11 protein-coding genes are annotated in these 14302 nt (G+C 57.3%); 9 read left to right on the plus strand and 2 right to left on the minus strand.

Annotated elements, in window-relative coordinates; genetic code table 11:
* Window positions 1-11 precede the first annotated feature (11 nt).
* Both ABID47_RS12370 and ABID47_RS12375 read left to right on the plus strand, forming a co-directional pair.
* Entirely contained in the window at window positions 12-1058 is a 1047-nt protein-coding gene (locus ABID47_RS12370) for an XdhC family protein (RefSeq protein ID WP_354497047.1), read from the plus strand.
* Entirely contained in the window at window positions 1045-1692 is a 648-nt protein-coding gene (locus tag ABID47_RS12375; protein ID WP_354497049.1) for a nucleotidyltransferase family protein, read from the plus strand. The genes ABID47_RS12370 and ABID47_RS12375 overlap by 14 nt, the downstream gene beginning before the upstream one ends.
* On the opposite strand, the gene ABID47_RS12380 is transcribed toward ABID47_RS12375, so the two are convergent.
* Complete coding sequence (locus tag ABID47_RS12380) at window positions 1641-2675, minus strand: FUSC family protein (protein WP_354497051.1); 1035 nt, start codon at window positions 2673-2675, stop codon at window positions 1641-1643. The two genes, ABID47_RS12375 and ABID47_RS12380, sit on opposite strands and share 52 nt — an antisense overlap.
* 81 nt (window positions 2676-2756) lie before the next feature.
* Window positions 2757-3536: a helix-turn-helix domain-containing protein gene (locus tag ABID47_RS12385; RefSeq protein ID WP_116231406.1), complete on the minus strand. Its 780-nt coding sequence runs from the start codon at window positions 3534-3536 to the stop codon at window positions 2757-2759.
* A gap of 118 nt (window positions 3537-3654) precedes the next feature.
* Here ABID47_RS12385 and ABID47_RS12390 point away from each other — a divergent pair, with 118 nt between their 5' ends.
* The 7 genes from ABID47_RS12390 (at window position 3655) to ABID47_RS12420 (ending at window position 14263) form a co-directional block, all read left to right on the plus strand.
* The gene (locus ABID47_RS12390; RefSeq protein WP_354497053.1) at window positions 3655-5133 is read left to right on the plus strand and encodes an alpha-N-arabinofuranosidase; all 1479 of its coding nucleotides are present in this window, start codon (window positions 3655-3657) and stop codon (window positions 5131-5133) included.
* 321 nt (window positions 5134-5454) lie between these two features.
* Window positions 5455-6483, plus strand: coding sequence for a LacI family DNA-binding transcriptional regulator (locus tag ABID47_RS12395; protein WP_116231404.1), 1029 nt, complete (start codon window positions 5455-5457; stop codon window positions 6481-6483).
* Window positions 6484-6684: 201 nt separating this feature from the next.
* Window positions 6685-7971 (plus strand): ABC transporter substrate-binding protein, encoded by a 1287-nt coding sequence (locus ABID47_RS12400; RefSeq protein WP_354497056.1) that lies wholly within the window; start codon window positions 6685-6687, stop codon window positions 7969-7971.
* 75 nt (window positions 7972-8046) lie between these two features.
* Window positions 8047-8934: a carbohydrate ABC transporter permease gene (locus ABID47_RS12405; protein WP_089546390.1), complete on the plus strand. Its 888-nt coding sequence runs from the start codon at window positions 8047-8049 to the stop codon at window positions 8932-8934.
* Window positions 8927-9772 carry a carbohydrate ABC transporter permease gene (locus ABID47_RS12410; protein WP_251674288.1) on the plus strand — a complete coding sequence of 282 codons (846 nt, stop codon included), beginning with the start codon at window positions 8927-8929 and terminating at the stop codon, window positions 9770-9772. Before ABID47_RS12405 ends, ABID47_RS12410 begins: the two co-directional genes overlap by 8 nt.
* A gap of 12 nt (window positions 9773-9784) precedes the next feature.
* Window positions 9785-11284, plus strand: coding sequence for a glycoside hydrolase family 30 protein (locus ABID47_RS12415; RefSeq protein WP_354497059.1), 1500 nt, complete (start codon window positions 9785-9787; stop codon window positions 11282-11284).
* 129 nt (window positions 11285-11413) lie between these two features.
* Window positions 11414-14263, plus strand: a complete 2850-nt coding sequence (locus ABID47_RS12420; RefSeq protein WP_354497061.1) for a beta-galactosidase — start codon at window positions 11414-11416, stop codon at window positions 14261-14263.
* The last annotated feature ends 39 nt before the right edge of the window (window positions 14264-14302 follow it).

A 14302-nucleotide genomic window follows, 5' to 3' on the forward strand; every position in this document is an offset into this window, starting at 1 on the left:
GAGGAACGCGCTTGGAAGACATTCATCGGATTCTGGAAGCACTTCAGCAGTGCAGAGAGCGCAGCGTGCTGGCGACCATTACCCGGGTGGAGGGCAGCGCCTACCGTAAAGAGGGCGCATCCATGCTGCTGTTCGAGAACGGAACACAGGTCGGCGTGCTGAGCGCCGGCTGCATGGAAGCGGATATCGCTGCCCGCGTCCCAGAGCTTCTGGCAGCCGGGGTCCCGCACACCTATACTTTCGACCTGGACGCTGCCGATCCGCTGTCCTGGGGGGAAGGGCCGGGCTGCGGAGGCGTGATCCAGGTTACAGCTGTGGCCGTCGGCGACTCGCTGCGGAGGCATCTGCTGATGCTGAAGGATTATTTGGACGATCAGACCGAAGTCATGCTGATTCTAAAAAATAGCGCGGACCCCCTGGCTGCCGGATACAGCTTTGTCACCAGCTCCGGGCTCCGGTTTGGCGAATGGCCGGGGGCGTTTTCCGAGGCTCTGTTGGATTGGGCTGCTGCCCGGATGGGGCGGCGGAGCGGGATGCAGATCGTGCCGGGAGAGGCGGAGGAAGTATTCGTCCACACGTATTTCCCCAAACCCCGGCTGACCCTGTTCGGTGCCGGGCCGGATGCCAGGCCATTGGCCTCCTTTGCGGCCGCCGCCGGATTCGCGGTCGCCGTCGCCGATTGGAGGGCAGCCCTGTGCGACCGAAGCTTTTTTCCGGATGCCCACACGCTGCTTGACGGCTTCCCGGAGGAAACGGCCGGGCGGATGCGGTGGACGCCAAACGATTACGTGGTCATTATGACGCATCACTTCCAGAGGGACCGGGAGCTCATCCGGATCCTCTCTGGCCAAAACCTGGCTTATGTCGGTCTCCTGGGCTCGAAACGCAGAACGGAGCGGCTTCTCGAAGGCGGCTCCCTGCCGGAGCATTGGCACGCCCCAGTAGGTTTGCCGATCGGGGCAGAAGGTCCGGAAGAGATCGCCTTCAGCATTGTGGCCGAATTAATTCAGGTGTACCGGACTTCCCGAAAGAGGCGCTTATCTTATGAAGCGACATAGCATCCACGGCATATATTTGGCGGCGGGACAAAGCAGCCGGATGGGAACGAATAAGCTTGGTCTGCCGCTGAGGGGGATTGCGCTTGGCAATCACGCTCTGCTTGCCGCCCTGCAGGCCGGTTTGGCGCATGTATGGATCGTGACCGCCGAAGGGAAGGCGGATTGGTTGGACGCAGCCCTTGGCAATGACTGCTTTCGAGCGAAATGGACGCTTGTCCGCTGTCCGGATGCGCATTCAGGACAGGCGCATTCGATCCGGTGCGGGGTGAAGGCGGTGATGACCACGGGGGCCGAAGCGGTTATGATCTTGCTCGCAGATCAGCCCTTCGTCACGGCTGCAATGATCAACGAACTGCTCTGCCGCTACGATCAGGCATCGGAACAGGAAGAGATTCATTTCGCCGCCGCGGAGTTCGGCGGTCTGGCGAGACCGCCGGTCATTTGCCACCGGCGGATGTTTCCGGAGCTGCTCCGGCTGCAAGGGGACCAGGGAGCCCGGCAGCTGATCCGTCACAGAAGGCCGGGGATCTCTGTCCCTTTCGGATCGCCGGATCTGTTCCTCGACGTGGACACGCCGGAGGACTACGGACTGCTGCGGGACAAGGAGAACGCGGATTCCCCGCCAAAATCCTGAAGCAGCTGCCCGGCATTCATATACAGGGCGAGAGGGTACTGCTCCTGCTCCCAATGCGCCGGGGCCTGAAGGCTCAAGCTGACCTTGCCGGCGCTGCCGTCTGTGGAGATGCCGGGGCCTGTATGCCACCGCTTGATCACCTGGGCGAGTTCTTGCAGGTGAGCGGCCCATTGCTGCTGCTGCTCCCGGGTAAAATGGCCGGTCCGCGACCACTGCCCCAGCACCCGGATCATATCCGACAGATTGGCGTAGCCCGAACGCAGCTGCTCCATCTGCCGGGTCAGGCGGTTCAGCAGATCGCGCTTCTTGGCGGCAAAAGGGTGGTACCGCAAGCTCTGGGCCGCCTTGTCCAGCTCGGTGGTCGCTTGGTGCAGCTCCTGAAACAGCGCCTGCCAAGTCCATTTCAGCGTTTGCGCTTCACTTGGAGGACATCCCTTCTCCACCCATTGCCCGGCTTTGATAAAATGACTTGCCAAATGGTCCGCGAAGCGGGTCATTTTTTGCTTGGCGGATGGGATGGAATCCGGCGGGAACAGCAGCGCCTGGACCAGTACCGCTAACACGGCGCCGATGATCGTATCCCGGATCCGGTCGAGCGAATAGCTGGGCATTTTGTGCTGAAAGAACAGCACGAGCAGAATGCTGAGGGCCACCTGTGTGACCATGGTATGGTCCAGCTTCAGGCGCTGGATGGCAAAGGCTGCGACAAACAGGCACGCCCCGATGCTCCATCCGTTCAGGGGGAGCCAGGGCGTTACGCAGAGCGTCAGCAGGACGCCGGCAACCGTTCCCAGAACTCGCTGCCAGGCGAACTGCATCGATTGGCTGACCGTGGCCTGTACGGACAAAATCGCGGTCAGCGGGGCGAGATAAGGATGTGAAGAGCCCGCCCACTTTGCAGCCTCCCATGACAGCGCCGCAGCCAGCGGCATTTTCCAGACGACACCACTGTTTTTGATCGTATTCCATAGATTGTTACTCATTCGTTGTGCAGCCCCATTTTCCTTATTGTTCCTGCTATTGTTCCCATGGAATCAGGGGAGTAAACTCGCAAGGCAGGTGCGCTACTTTCTTTTCCGATAGCCGCTCGGAGTGGCTGATACGAATTTTTTGAACTGCCGCATGAAGTGGGTTTCGTTCTCGTATCCGCACATTTTGGCGATGCCGCCAATGGAGAGGGAGCTGTTATCCAGCAAATACTTCGCATACTCCAGCCTGCTGTTGATCATGTCGGACGAGACGGAGCATCCGAACAAATCCTTGTACAGATGCTGAAAATAAGATTTGCTCAGGTTGACGCTTGCTGCGAGCTCGTCCAAGGAGTAGGACGTCTGCGGTGAACGGTACAGCTCGCTGCGGATTTCCGACAGCTGGTGCAAATACCGGCCGGCATTTCCCTGGGCAGGGGGCAGATGCCGCCAATTGGCGAGCTTCATCAGCAGGCTGCGCAGGTCCAGGTCGATAATTTCCAAACGGTGGGGCCCGCCCAGCCAGTTCACGTTTTGAAGCTCCATGATGCCCCGGGACACGGACGCCGGGTAAGCCGCTTCGGCCGGACGGTCAAGCGGAAGCTGAAGCTGCTGCAGATATGCGCCTAGCTCCGTTCCTTCGCAGTGGAACCAGTCGTTGACGAAGGGCTTCTCCAAGTCCCGGTACATGTAAGGCGTGCTGGGCTGCATCAAGATGTAGGCATTGTTATCCACGGTATAAGCCGTGCCGTCAATCACCACTTCCGCCTTGCTCCGAAAAAGGACAAAAGCGTAATTTCCGGCTCCGCTGCTGCGGTCGATCCGGATCCCGTCCGAGTGAACGAAGTTGTGCCCGCAGCTGACTAATTGAATCATATATGCCTCCTCCATAAAAAGCACGATAGGTCAGTTTTTGGCCAGTATAAATCATTGTGGCAGAACGTACAAGCTACTATACTGTGTGGGAGAAAACCGGGAAAGAGGAGGCTATTGGATGAGCAGCGTATTAAACGCGGACACGATTAAAGGCAAAATCAATAAAAACATTTACGGACACTTCTCGGAGCATTTGGGGCGGTGCATTTACGAAGGCATCTGGGTCGGGGAGGATTCGCCGATTCCGAACACGAACGGCATCCGCAATGACGTCGTGGATGCGCTGAAGCAAATCCGGGTACCGGTGCTGCGCTGGCCGGGCGGCTGTTTTGCGGACGAGTACCATTGGAAGGACGGCATCGGACCGCGGGAAAACCGCAAACGGATGATTAATACCCACTGGGGCGGTGTGGTGGAGAACAATCACTTCGGTACGCATGAATTCATGGAATTATGTGCCCAAATCGGCTGTGAGCCTTATATTAACGGCAATGTTGGAAGCGGTACCGTGCAGGAAATGTCGGAATGGGTGGAGTACCTGACCTTCGGAGGCGTATCGCCGATGGCAGAGCTGCGCGAAGAGAACGGGCGCGAACAGCCTTGGTCGGTCACCTATTTTGGCGTAGGCAATGAAAACTGGGGCTGCGGCGGCAACATGCGGCCGGAATACTATGCGGATTTGTACCGCCAGTACCAGACGTATGTCCGCAACTACGGGGACAACCGCATCCACCGCATCGCCTGCGGCCCGAACTCGGACGATTACAACTGGATGGACGTGCTGATGCGCGAGGCTGCACGGTATATGGATTCCATTACGCTGCACTATTATACCGTCCCGGGAACATGGGGGAACAAGGGGCCGGCTACCGGATTCAGCCGCGAAGAATGGTTCACCACGCTGGAAAAGGCGCTGTTTATGGATGAGCTCATTACCAAGCACAGCACGATTATGGACAAATATGACCCTGATCAACGGATCGGACTGATCGTCGACGAATGGGGAACCTGGTATGACGTGGAACCGGGAACCAATCCGGGATTCCTGTATCAGCAAAACTCGCTGCGGGACGCGCTCGTGGCTGGACTAACACTGAACATTTTCCACAAGCACTGCAACCGGGTGCGGATGGCCAACATCGCCCAGACGATCAACGTGCTGCAGGCGGTCATTTTGACCGAAGGCGAAAAAATCGCCCTGACCCCGACGTACCATGTGTTCGATATGTATAAAGTGCATCAGGATGCGGAGCTGCTGGATCTGAATCTGGAGAGCGGTACATACAGCGCCTTCGGCCGGTCCATTCCGGAAGTGACGGGAACCGCCTCGCGGGACGCCGAAGGAAAAATCCATATCAGCCTGTGCAATTTGAACGACGAGAGCGCTTCGACCGTAACGATCGACCTGCGCGGCATTTCGGCGGCATCGCTGACGGTGACCGGAACGACGCTGACCTCGGAGGAGCTGGATGCGCATAACACGTTTGAACAGCCCGACCGGATCGCGCCGAAGCCGTTCGATGCGTTCAAGACGGATGGGACGCACCTGGTCGTCGAGCTGCCTTCCAAGTCGGTGACTGTGCTCGAACTGGTCTAAGTAAATCTGCTTTGGGCTTGCCGCGAATAAAGGGTCCAAGAAGGACCAATAACGACATTCAAGATTAAAATCAAGGCCGATTTTTCCGATATGTTCGGAAATTCGGCCTTTTTTGCATTGCAGGGAGCCCTGGCGGCTGAGATCAGGGATGTTGATGAAATCCGTTTCATCGGTGTGAGGGATCTGTTATGATTACATAGGTTGAACTAAAGTTAAGCATTGAGCTTCCCTTTTATAACGGACCAATACGGGCAATATCATTCATTTCTTTAGTTCATTCCATATCGCATTGACTATTTCAGAAAGAGGAAGGTTTCGCATATGACACCAATCACCATTTACGATATCGCTAAAGAAGCCAACGTATCGGTATCCACCGTATCCCGGGTGCTAAACGATACCGCGCCGGTGCGTGCCAGCACACGGGAAAAGGTGATGGCGATCATCGAGAAGCATCAGTTTCAGCCGAACGCGCTTGCCCGCAGCTTGATCAAGAAAGAGACCGGAACGATTGCGATCATTCTGCCGGACATCACGAACCCGTTTTTTCCGGAAGTGTTCTGGGGAGCGGAGAACGAGGCGCGGGACAAAGGGTATACGTTCTTCCTGTGCAATACCGGCGGGGATCACAGCAGGGAATCCGAGTATTTGACGATTCTCCGGGAAAAGCGGGTCGACGGCATCATCTTTCTCGGCGGCAGGATCAATTTGCAGCACTGTCCTGAAGAGATGGCGCAGGAATTGATTGAAGCCGGCAAGCATCTGCCGATTGTGCTCGTGAACGGAAACATTGCCAAGAGCGGCTTGCACCGTATATACACCGACGAAGCGGCTGGAGCCGTCCTGGCTACCCAGCATCTGCTTGACCTCGGGCACCGGGAAATCGCCTTTGTAGGCGGGCTGAAGGAAATGGCTACCACCATGGTCAAAGTGAAGGCCATCCAGAAAAAGCTGAAGGAGCACGGGCTGGAAATCCCGAAAGAGCGGCTGCTGCTTGGCGACTTTTCCATCGATTCGGGAAAAGAGCAAATGGCCAGGCTGCTGGAACAGCAAAATCCGCCGACGGCGGTCATTTGCGTCAACGACTATACAGCCATCGGAGCAATCAAGGCGACGATTGAGCACGGGCTGTCCATCCCGGGCGACATATCCATCGTCGGATATGACGACACGCCGCTGGCGAGCGCAGTCATACCGGAGCTGACAACCGTCTCTCAAAACACGTATCAGCTGGGTAAGCTGGCGGTCGATCTGCTTCATGACCTCATAGGCGGAGGTAAGACCAAAAAGCAGACAGCGCTTCAGCCGGAATTGATCATCAGACAAAGCACCGGGCCGGCCCGCCGGTAACGCTCGCGAATGGCCCTCAAAAAGAAAGCGTTGACATCCGGGGAAATGCTGGAATATAATGATCGAGGAATGAAACCCCTTTCATTAAATTGGATCGGGTTTTCTATTCAGGCTTTATGAAACCCATTTCATGAAATGGGTTTCAATGTGGTCATTTGTTCCGTCTGTTGTCGTTGAACTTTATTTGAGGGGGAGTAACGGGTGAAAAGAAGAAGCTTTGGAATCATTTCTTTATTGGTGTTGTCGATGCTGATCGGTCTGACCGCGTGCGGAAGCAAGGACAGCGGGACTTCGGCGGAGGGCGGGGCTGGGACAAGCGGCAAGAAGGTCGATTTGTCCATGACGATCTGGGGCTCCGAGGATGAGAAGAAGATTTATCAGGAACGCCTCGATATCGTGAAGAAAACCTATCCCGACATTAACGTCAAACTGAATCTCGTGGCCGGGGATTACGACCAGAAGGTCCAGACGATGATTGCGGGCGGAACCGCACCGGACATCATGATGATCGCGGAGAACTACCAGGCCTATGCCTCCAAGAATCAAATCATTCCGCTGGATGAGCTGATTCAGAAAAACAACGTCAATATGTCCGAGCGGTACACAGACGATATTGCGAACCTGATGAAATACGACGGCAAGCAGTACGGCATGCCGGACCGGGCAGGAGCCATGGTTCTCTTTTACAACAAAGACATGTTCGATAAAGCCGGTGTCTCCTATCCAACGAAGGATTGGAAGCAGGAAGACCTCCTGAACGCCGCCCAGAAGCTGACCATCAAGGAAAACGGCAAAACCGTGCAGTGGGGTTACTACCCAGGTTCCTGGTGGCCGCAGTGGATGCAGCTGATTTACCAGAATGGAGGCTCGCTGCTGGATGCCGACAACAAGCCGACCTTTGACAGCGAACCGGTACGCAAGGCGCTGCAATTCCTGAATGACCTGACCTTCAAGTATGGCGCCGGCCCGACGCCGACCGAGATCGCCGACATGGGCAATATCGGTGCAGATCCGCTGTTCGCCCAAGGCAAAATCGCCATGGAAACGACCGGCTTCTGGAACATCGGCTCGCTTGCCAAGGTGCAGGGCAACAACTGGGATATCGCGCCGATCTGGGGTGAGACCAACGCCTTCTTCAACGGCTTTACGATCACGAACGCATCCAAGCATAAGGAAGAAGCCTTCAAAGTGATCGAGGCGCTGACCACGCTCGATGCGCAAATGCCGATGATCGAAAAAGGCCAGGATGCTCCGGCTACGAAGGCTGGGCTGTCCAGCGACAAATTCCTGAACGCCGAATACGGCGGCAAGAAGATCAACATGGCGGCCTTCAGCGAATCCAAAATTTACGCGGAGCCTCTCAATCCGCAGTGGAACGAAATGATGAAGGTCATTAACGACAAGCTTGGCGTGTACTTTAACAACAAAGCTTCGCTGGACGACACAGTGACCTCGATTCAGAGCGGCCTTGAGAAAATTTACAAGTAGAAAGACAGCTGGGGAGCAGGCAAGTTCCGGCAGCCGCCGGGGCAGCCTTCTCCCTTCATCACAGGAGGGCTTGACGTGGGAAAACGGGAAGGAAAATGGTTTTACCTGTTCATTTCGCCATGGCTGATCGGGTTCATCGGACTTACCCTGGGCCCGATTTTATTTTCCATTTACATGAGCTTCACGGATTGGGACCTGTTCCAGTCGCCGCATTTTATCGGTTTCGGCAACTACAAGACGCTGCTGACCGACGATCCGCTGTTCTGGAAATCGGTAGGGAACACCTTCTTCTATGCGCTGATCTCGATACCGGTCGGGATGGCCATCTCGCTGTGGATTGCTTATTACCTCAACAAAAAGCTGAAAGGCATTACGTTCTTCCGCATCTTGTTCTATCTCCCGTCCGTCGTGCCAGTGGTAGCGAGCTCGCTGCTCTTCATCCATCTGCTTGCGCCGACCGAAGGGTTGATCAACAAGGGGCTGGCGATCTTCGGCATCCACGGTCCGGCCTGGCTGCTGGACCCGCATTGGGTCAAGCCCGCGCTGATCGTGATGTCGCTGTGGGGCGTGGGCGGCGGCGTGGTGCTGCTGCTGGCTGGCATGAAAGGAGTGCCCCAGGAGCTGTACGAGGCGGCCGCGATCGACGGGGCGCGCAGCACGCAGTCCTTTTTCCACATTACGTTCCCCATGCTGACGCCGGTGATTTTCTTCAACCTGGTGACCGGGATCATCGGGGCGCTGCAGACCTTTGCCCAGGTGTTCATCACGACCGCCGGGGGACCGGACAACTCAAGCCAGATGGTGGTGCCGTACCTGTTCCAGAACGCCTTTCAGTTCTACAAAATGGGCTACGCTTCGTCCATCGCCTGGGTGCTGTTCATTATGATCATGGCGCTGACGCTGCTCGTTTTCCGCTCATCGGCGCTGTGGGTGCATTACGAGGAGGGGAAAGCCAATGAGTAAGATATCCCATATAGAAAAAGCGATAGCCTACGTTTTTCTGATCGTTGTGGGCGTGCTGCTGGCCTCTCCGTTTCTGTACATGATCTCGATTGCGCTGGCGAGCGACGAGACGACGGTCAAATCGGCTTTTACGTTCGTCCCGGCCGAGTTCGAATGGTCGAACTTCGTGACGATCTTTTCCAATAACAATCTGGGCCTGTATCTGAAAAACTCCCTTATCATTACGGTGATTACGATCATCGGCTCGGTCTTGTCCGCCTCGGTCGTGTCTTACGGCTTTGCGCGGATCAAGGCGAAGGGCAGCAAACTCCTGTTCGTGGTGCTGCTGAGCACGATGATGATTCCGGGCGAAGTGACGATGGTCCCGCAGTTTATCATTTTCCGCAACCTGGGCTGGGTTAACACGTTCTATCCGCTGATCGTACCGAGCTTTTTCGCCGGGGCGTTTAATGTGTTCCTGATCCGGCAGTTCGTGATGGGCATTCCCAAATCGCTGGACGAAGCGGCGATGATCGACGGTATGGGCCATCCGGGCATCTACTGGAAAATCATTATGCCGCTGACCTACCCGATCCTGGCGGCCATCGCCATTTTCTCGTTCTCCTGGAACTGGGGGAATTTCATGGGCCCGCTCATTTATATCAACGATCCGGAAAAAATGCCGCTCGCGCTGGGCGTGCAGCTGCTGACGACGGTTGGCGGCGGGCAGATGCCGCCGTGGAACCTGGTCATGGTCGCCTCGCTGTTTCTGACGATTCCGATGGTGCTGGTGTACTTGTTCGGCCAGCGGTTCGTGTACGAGGCTAACATCAGCGGCGGCAGCAGCGGCATCAAGTAAGGGGGAAGGCGTGTGCCACAGCCCGGCTGGAAAAGAAAACGAATGATAGGATTGGCAGCCGCCGGCCTGGTGCTGGCGGTCATCGCGGGAGGAGGCATGCTGATGAAGTCGGCAAAGGAAATCGGCGGCACGCAGCCGGCAGCGTTTGAAAGCGAGCCGGTGCATCTGAAGCCGGAGGAAGCATACGAAGGTTTTGAAGGCTGGGGAACGTCGCTGGCCTGGTGGGCCAACGTGCTCGGCGGCTGGAAGGACAAACAGAAGGAAAACGAGGTGATGGACCTGCTCTTCGATCCGGATCGGGGGCTTGGCCTCACAATCGTTCGTTATAACATCGGCGGCGGAGAGAATCCGGAATTGAAGGAGCTTCGCCCAGGGGGCGACGTGCCTGGTTTTCAGCCGGAAAAGGGGCAGTGGGACTGGGAGGCCGACGCCAACCAGCGGTCGGTGCTGCAGGGAGCGCTGAAGCGCGGGGTGACGATCGCCGAGGCGTTCTCCAATTCGCCGCCTTACTGGATGACGGTCAGCGGATCGGTGACCGGAGCCGTCGACGGGGGCAACAATCTGAAGGATGATCAGTACGACGCCTTTGCGGACTATTTGACCGAAGTGGTGAAAAGGTACCGCGACGAGTGGGGCATTACGTTCCGGACGCTCGACCCGCTGAACGAGCCATCTTCGAACTGGTGGAAAAAAGGGAACATTCAGGAAGGTGCCCATTTCACAACCGACAAGCAGGCGCTGCTTATCCGCAAAGTCGCGGCGTCCCTGGCAAGCAAAGGGCTGACCGGGACCGGCGTCAGCGCCGCCGACGACAACAGCATCGACGAAACGGTAGAAAATCTGCTGGCCTATGATCCGGAGACGCTGGATGCCATCTCGCAGATCAACACCCACTCCTATAACGGGAGCCGGATGGAGGAGCTGCGGGAGCTTGCCGGCAAGCTGGGCAAACCGCTATGGATGTCCGAATACGGGACCGGGGGCAGCGAGCCGCACAGCCATGAGGATATGTCTTCGGTGCAGGAGCTGGCGGAGCGCATCATGTTCGACTTGAAAGTAATGAAGCCTGCAGCCTGGGTGTACTGGCAGGCGGTCGAGGACGAAGGGGCGGGCAATAACTGGGGATTTATCCATGCAGGCTTCACCGGCAAAGAGCAGTATGCGATGACCAAACAGTATTATGGCATGGCCCAATTCAGTAAGTTTATCCGGCCGGGAGCAGCGGTCATTCCGACGGACGACGGCCGGACGCTGGCCGCCTACGACGCTGAGCACGGCAGGCTGGTGCTTGTCATCCGCAACGAGCTTTCGGAGAAGAAAGTAGTATTTGACTTGAGCGGATACTCCTATCCGGCATCAGCGGTGGCGGAAGTATACCAAACCTCGGCGGACAGCAATTTGGAGCGGCTTGATGACCTGAAGACATCAGCCGCCGGTCTGGAAATCACCGCAGCGGATAACTCCGTTACCACCGTCGTGATTGACGGCGTTTCACCCAAGCTGAACCCGTAACGGATATTTCCGGCCCGAACGAATTGCCGCGGAGGATGCCGGGGGACTTCATCATGCGAAAAGAAACCCGGCTAGCGTCAGAACAGTGACAGCATCTATAGAAGAGAAGCTAGAAGAAAGAAGGGGTTTATGGTGGCAGAACAATCGACCGCATGGTTGACCGATCCGCGGCGCAAAGCGGCTGCGCCGGAGCTGGTGTATGACCGGCGCAGCTTTATGCTGAACGGGGAGAGGATATTTGTAAACAGCGCGTCCGTGCATTATTTCCGCATGCCCCGCAGCGAATGGCGGGAGGTGCTGATGAAGGCAAAGCTCGCCGGCATGAACTGTATCGATACGTATTTCGCCTGGAATGTGCATGAGCCGCAGGAAGGGGTATGGGATTTTGCGGGCGACCGCGACTGCGGGGCATTTTTGGACCTGTGCGCCGAGCTTGGACTGTGGGTCATTGCACGGCCGGGTCCTTTTATTTGCGCCGAATGGGACTTCGGCGGATATCCGTGGTGGCTCGGCACGAAGGAAGGGATAAGGTTCCGCCAGGTTAACGAAACCTATTTGCACTACACCGACCTGTACTTCGACCGCATCGTACCGGTCATCCGGGACCGTCAGATCAGCCGCAGCGGAACGGTAATTCTGGTGCAGGTGGAGAATGAATACGGCTACTTGGCGGACGATGAGCAGGGCAGGGCACACATGCAGTATTTGCGAAATGGCCTGCTCAAACGGGGCATAGACGTGCCGCTGATCACCTGCGTGGGCGGGACGGAAGGCACGGTCGAGGGAGCCAATTTCTGGTCGGGAGCGGACCGGCATTATGCGGAACTGCGGGCAAAGCAGCCCGATACACCGAAGCTGGTGACGGAGTTCTGGACAGGCTGGTTCGAGCATTGGGGCGGGCCGTCGGCCACGCAGAAAACCGCTCCGCTGCTCGAAAAGCGGATAATGGAAATTGTCCGCGCCGGCTTTACGGGAATCAGCCATTACATGTTTTTCGGCGGAACCAACTTCGGCGGATATGGCGGAAGAACGGTAGGTGCCAGCGATATTTATATGGTTACTTCGTACGACTATGATGCCCCGCTGAATGAGTACGGCAGAATCACGGAGAAGTATGCCTCGGTCAAAAAGCTATCTTACTTTTTGCACGCCTTCCGCGCATTTCTGCTGCAGGCCGAAGCATTGACGGAGCAGGAGGTTACGTTTCCGCGGCATCCCGGCGGGTATTTGGTCCGGGGACGGGGTTCCAGCAAGGGGAACATGTGGTTTGTGGAAAGCCATCAGGAAGAGCGGGAAACGGTACATATGACGCTGGAAGGAGGCGTCACTGTCCCGGTTTCTGTCCATCCTGGAGAAATCGCCCCAGTGCTGGACCGGATCCCGATTGGCGAGGCGATTCATCTCACGTCGGGTTCTCTCATCATAGGAAACGAAATCGTAGGGAAGGAGCTGACCTTGTTCGTTGCGGCGGACCGGGGCCAGCGCTCCTGTGTCGTGATTGAGGCGGCCGAACCCGTCGCCATCACGGATAACGGTGCTAACGCCCTGAGCGAAAGCACTGCCGACGGCAGAGGGCTGCGGCTCGATATGTGCCATTTCGAAGAGCCTGGCATCATCCGCATCTCGGCGGGGGAACAAAGCATCCGCTTTGTTGTGCTGACCGGCGATGTTCTCGACCGGACGTGGCGGATCGAGGGGCGTTCCGGCGAAGGTGTTCGTTATGCCGTCGGCCTTGACGATATCGATGTTGGCAAGGACGGCCGGGTTCAAGGCACCGCAGCCGATCCGGAAAGCAGCGTGCTGCTGCTGGGGCATTGGGCCGGTGGCGAGCGCTGTGTCACCGCCGGTGAGCTCCAGATGCGGGAGCCGTCCGGGTCCGGTCTGCCCCAGCTCCCTGCTGCTGTATGGGAGAGTTCGCCGATTGAGCTGCAGACGGTGGTGGCAGAGGAGGGCGCTGTCCTTACGGGGGATCCGCTGGATTTTGGACGGTTTGGGCAGGACTACGGCTACCTGTTGTATGCCTGCGATTTTGACAGTGAACAGGCGGGCGAAGACTGCCTGATCCTGCCGGACCTTCAGGACACGGCGCGGGTGTACAACAACGGGGAGGAGCAGGCGCTCGTTCGCCAGGTCGGGGCTGCGGCCGTCCCGTTGAAGACGGTCCAAGGGTCCAACCGGCTGCAGATTCTGGTGCAGCACATGGGACGGTTAAACTTCTCGCCTTATCTTGGCGAAACCAAAGGGCTCACCGGCCCGGTGTATCGGGGCGGCCGCGTATTGGACCTTCGCCGGGATTGGCGCGGCAAAGACGGGGCAGCTGTCCACCTGGACGAAGTGAGCCATCCGTCCGGCGCCCCCCTGGTGCGGAAGGAATTCGAGCCCGGCGCCATGGATCGGGCCATCATCGCCGGCGCGGTCAGCCAAGGGCTGCGCATCAATGGTACTCCGGTTGAGCTGGAAGGTTACCATGACTGGTTCGCGTTTTGTACCGTCGACATCTCCAGGTATTTAAAGCCGGGGGAAGTCAATGTGATCGAGATGCCTTATGTGTCTTCTCCACTAAACCGTTTGGAACTGATCATGTTCCGGAATGCGGAACGCTTGGAGGACTGGTCCATGGCCGGCGCCGGCTTGCTTGGACCGGGTGCCTGGAAGGCGGTCGATGCAGCCGCGGAAACGGGGACGGCAGGAGGGCCGGTTTGGTACCGGTGGCGATTCCGCCGGCCATTGTGGCCAAGCGGATACAGCATTCGCTTGAAGCTGCGGTTAACGGGCATGAGCAAGGGGCTTATTGTACTAAACGGGCATGATCTGGGACGCTTCTGGCAGATCGGTCCCCAGGAGGATTACAAAGTTCCAACGGATTGGCTGCGGGAAGAAAACGAGCTGCTTCTGTTCGATGAGGAAGGCAGGCACCCCGGGCAGGTCAGGCTGATGTATGACGGGCCGTCCCGGCAGCCGTGGTTCGCGTTGGAATAACATAAAAAAGCAATCTCCACAGCGCTGTTGTGAACAGCC

Origin of the sequence: Paenibacillus favisporus (assembly GCF_040545415.1) — a bacterium.
Lineage (GTDB): Bacteria > Bacillota > Bacilli > Paenibacillales > Paenibacillaceae > Paenibacillus_AQ > Paenibacillus_AQ favisporus.

What these genes read in the sequence shown, in the direction of transcription:
- ABID47_RS12420 (WP_354497061.1), top strand. Translation starts at nt 11,414, where the DNA reads ATGGTGGCAGAACAATCGACCGCATGGTTGACCGATCCGCGGCGCAAA.
- ABID47_RS12395 (WP_116231404.1), top strand. Translation starts at nt 5,455, where the DNA reads ATGACACCAATCACCATTTACGATATCGCTAAAGAAGCCAACGTATCG.
- ABID47_RS12385 (WP_116231406.1), bottom strand. Translation starts at nt 3,536, where the DNA reads ATGATTCAATTAGTCAGCTGCGGGCACAACTTCGTTCACTCGGACGGG.
- ABID47_RS12410 (WP_251674288.1), top strand. Translation starts at nt 8,927, where the DNA reads ATGAGTAAGATATCCCATATAGAAAAAGCGATAGCCTACGTTTTTCTG.
- ABID47_RS12375 (WP_354497049.1), top strand. Translation starts at nt 1,045, where the DNA reads ATGAAGCGACATAGCATCCACGGCATATATTTGGCGGCGGGACAAAGC.
- ABID47_RS12380 (WP_354497051.1), bottom strand. Translation starts at nt 2,675, where the DNA reads ATGAGTAACAATCTATGGAATACGATCAAAAACAGTGGTGTCGTCTGG.
- ABID47_RS12390 (WP_354497053.1), top strand. Translation starts at nt 3,655, where the DNA reads ATGAGCAGCGTATTAAACGCGGACACGATTAAAGGCAAAATCAATAAA.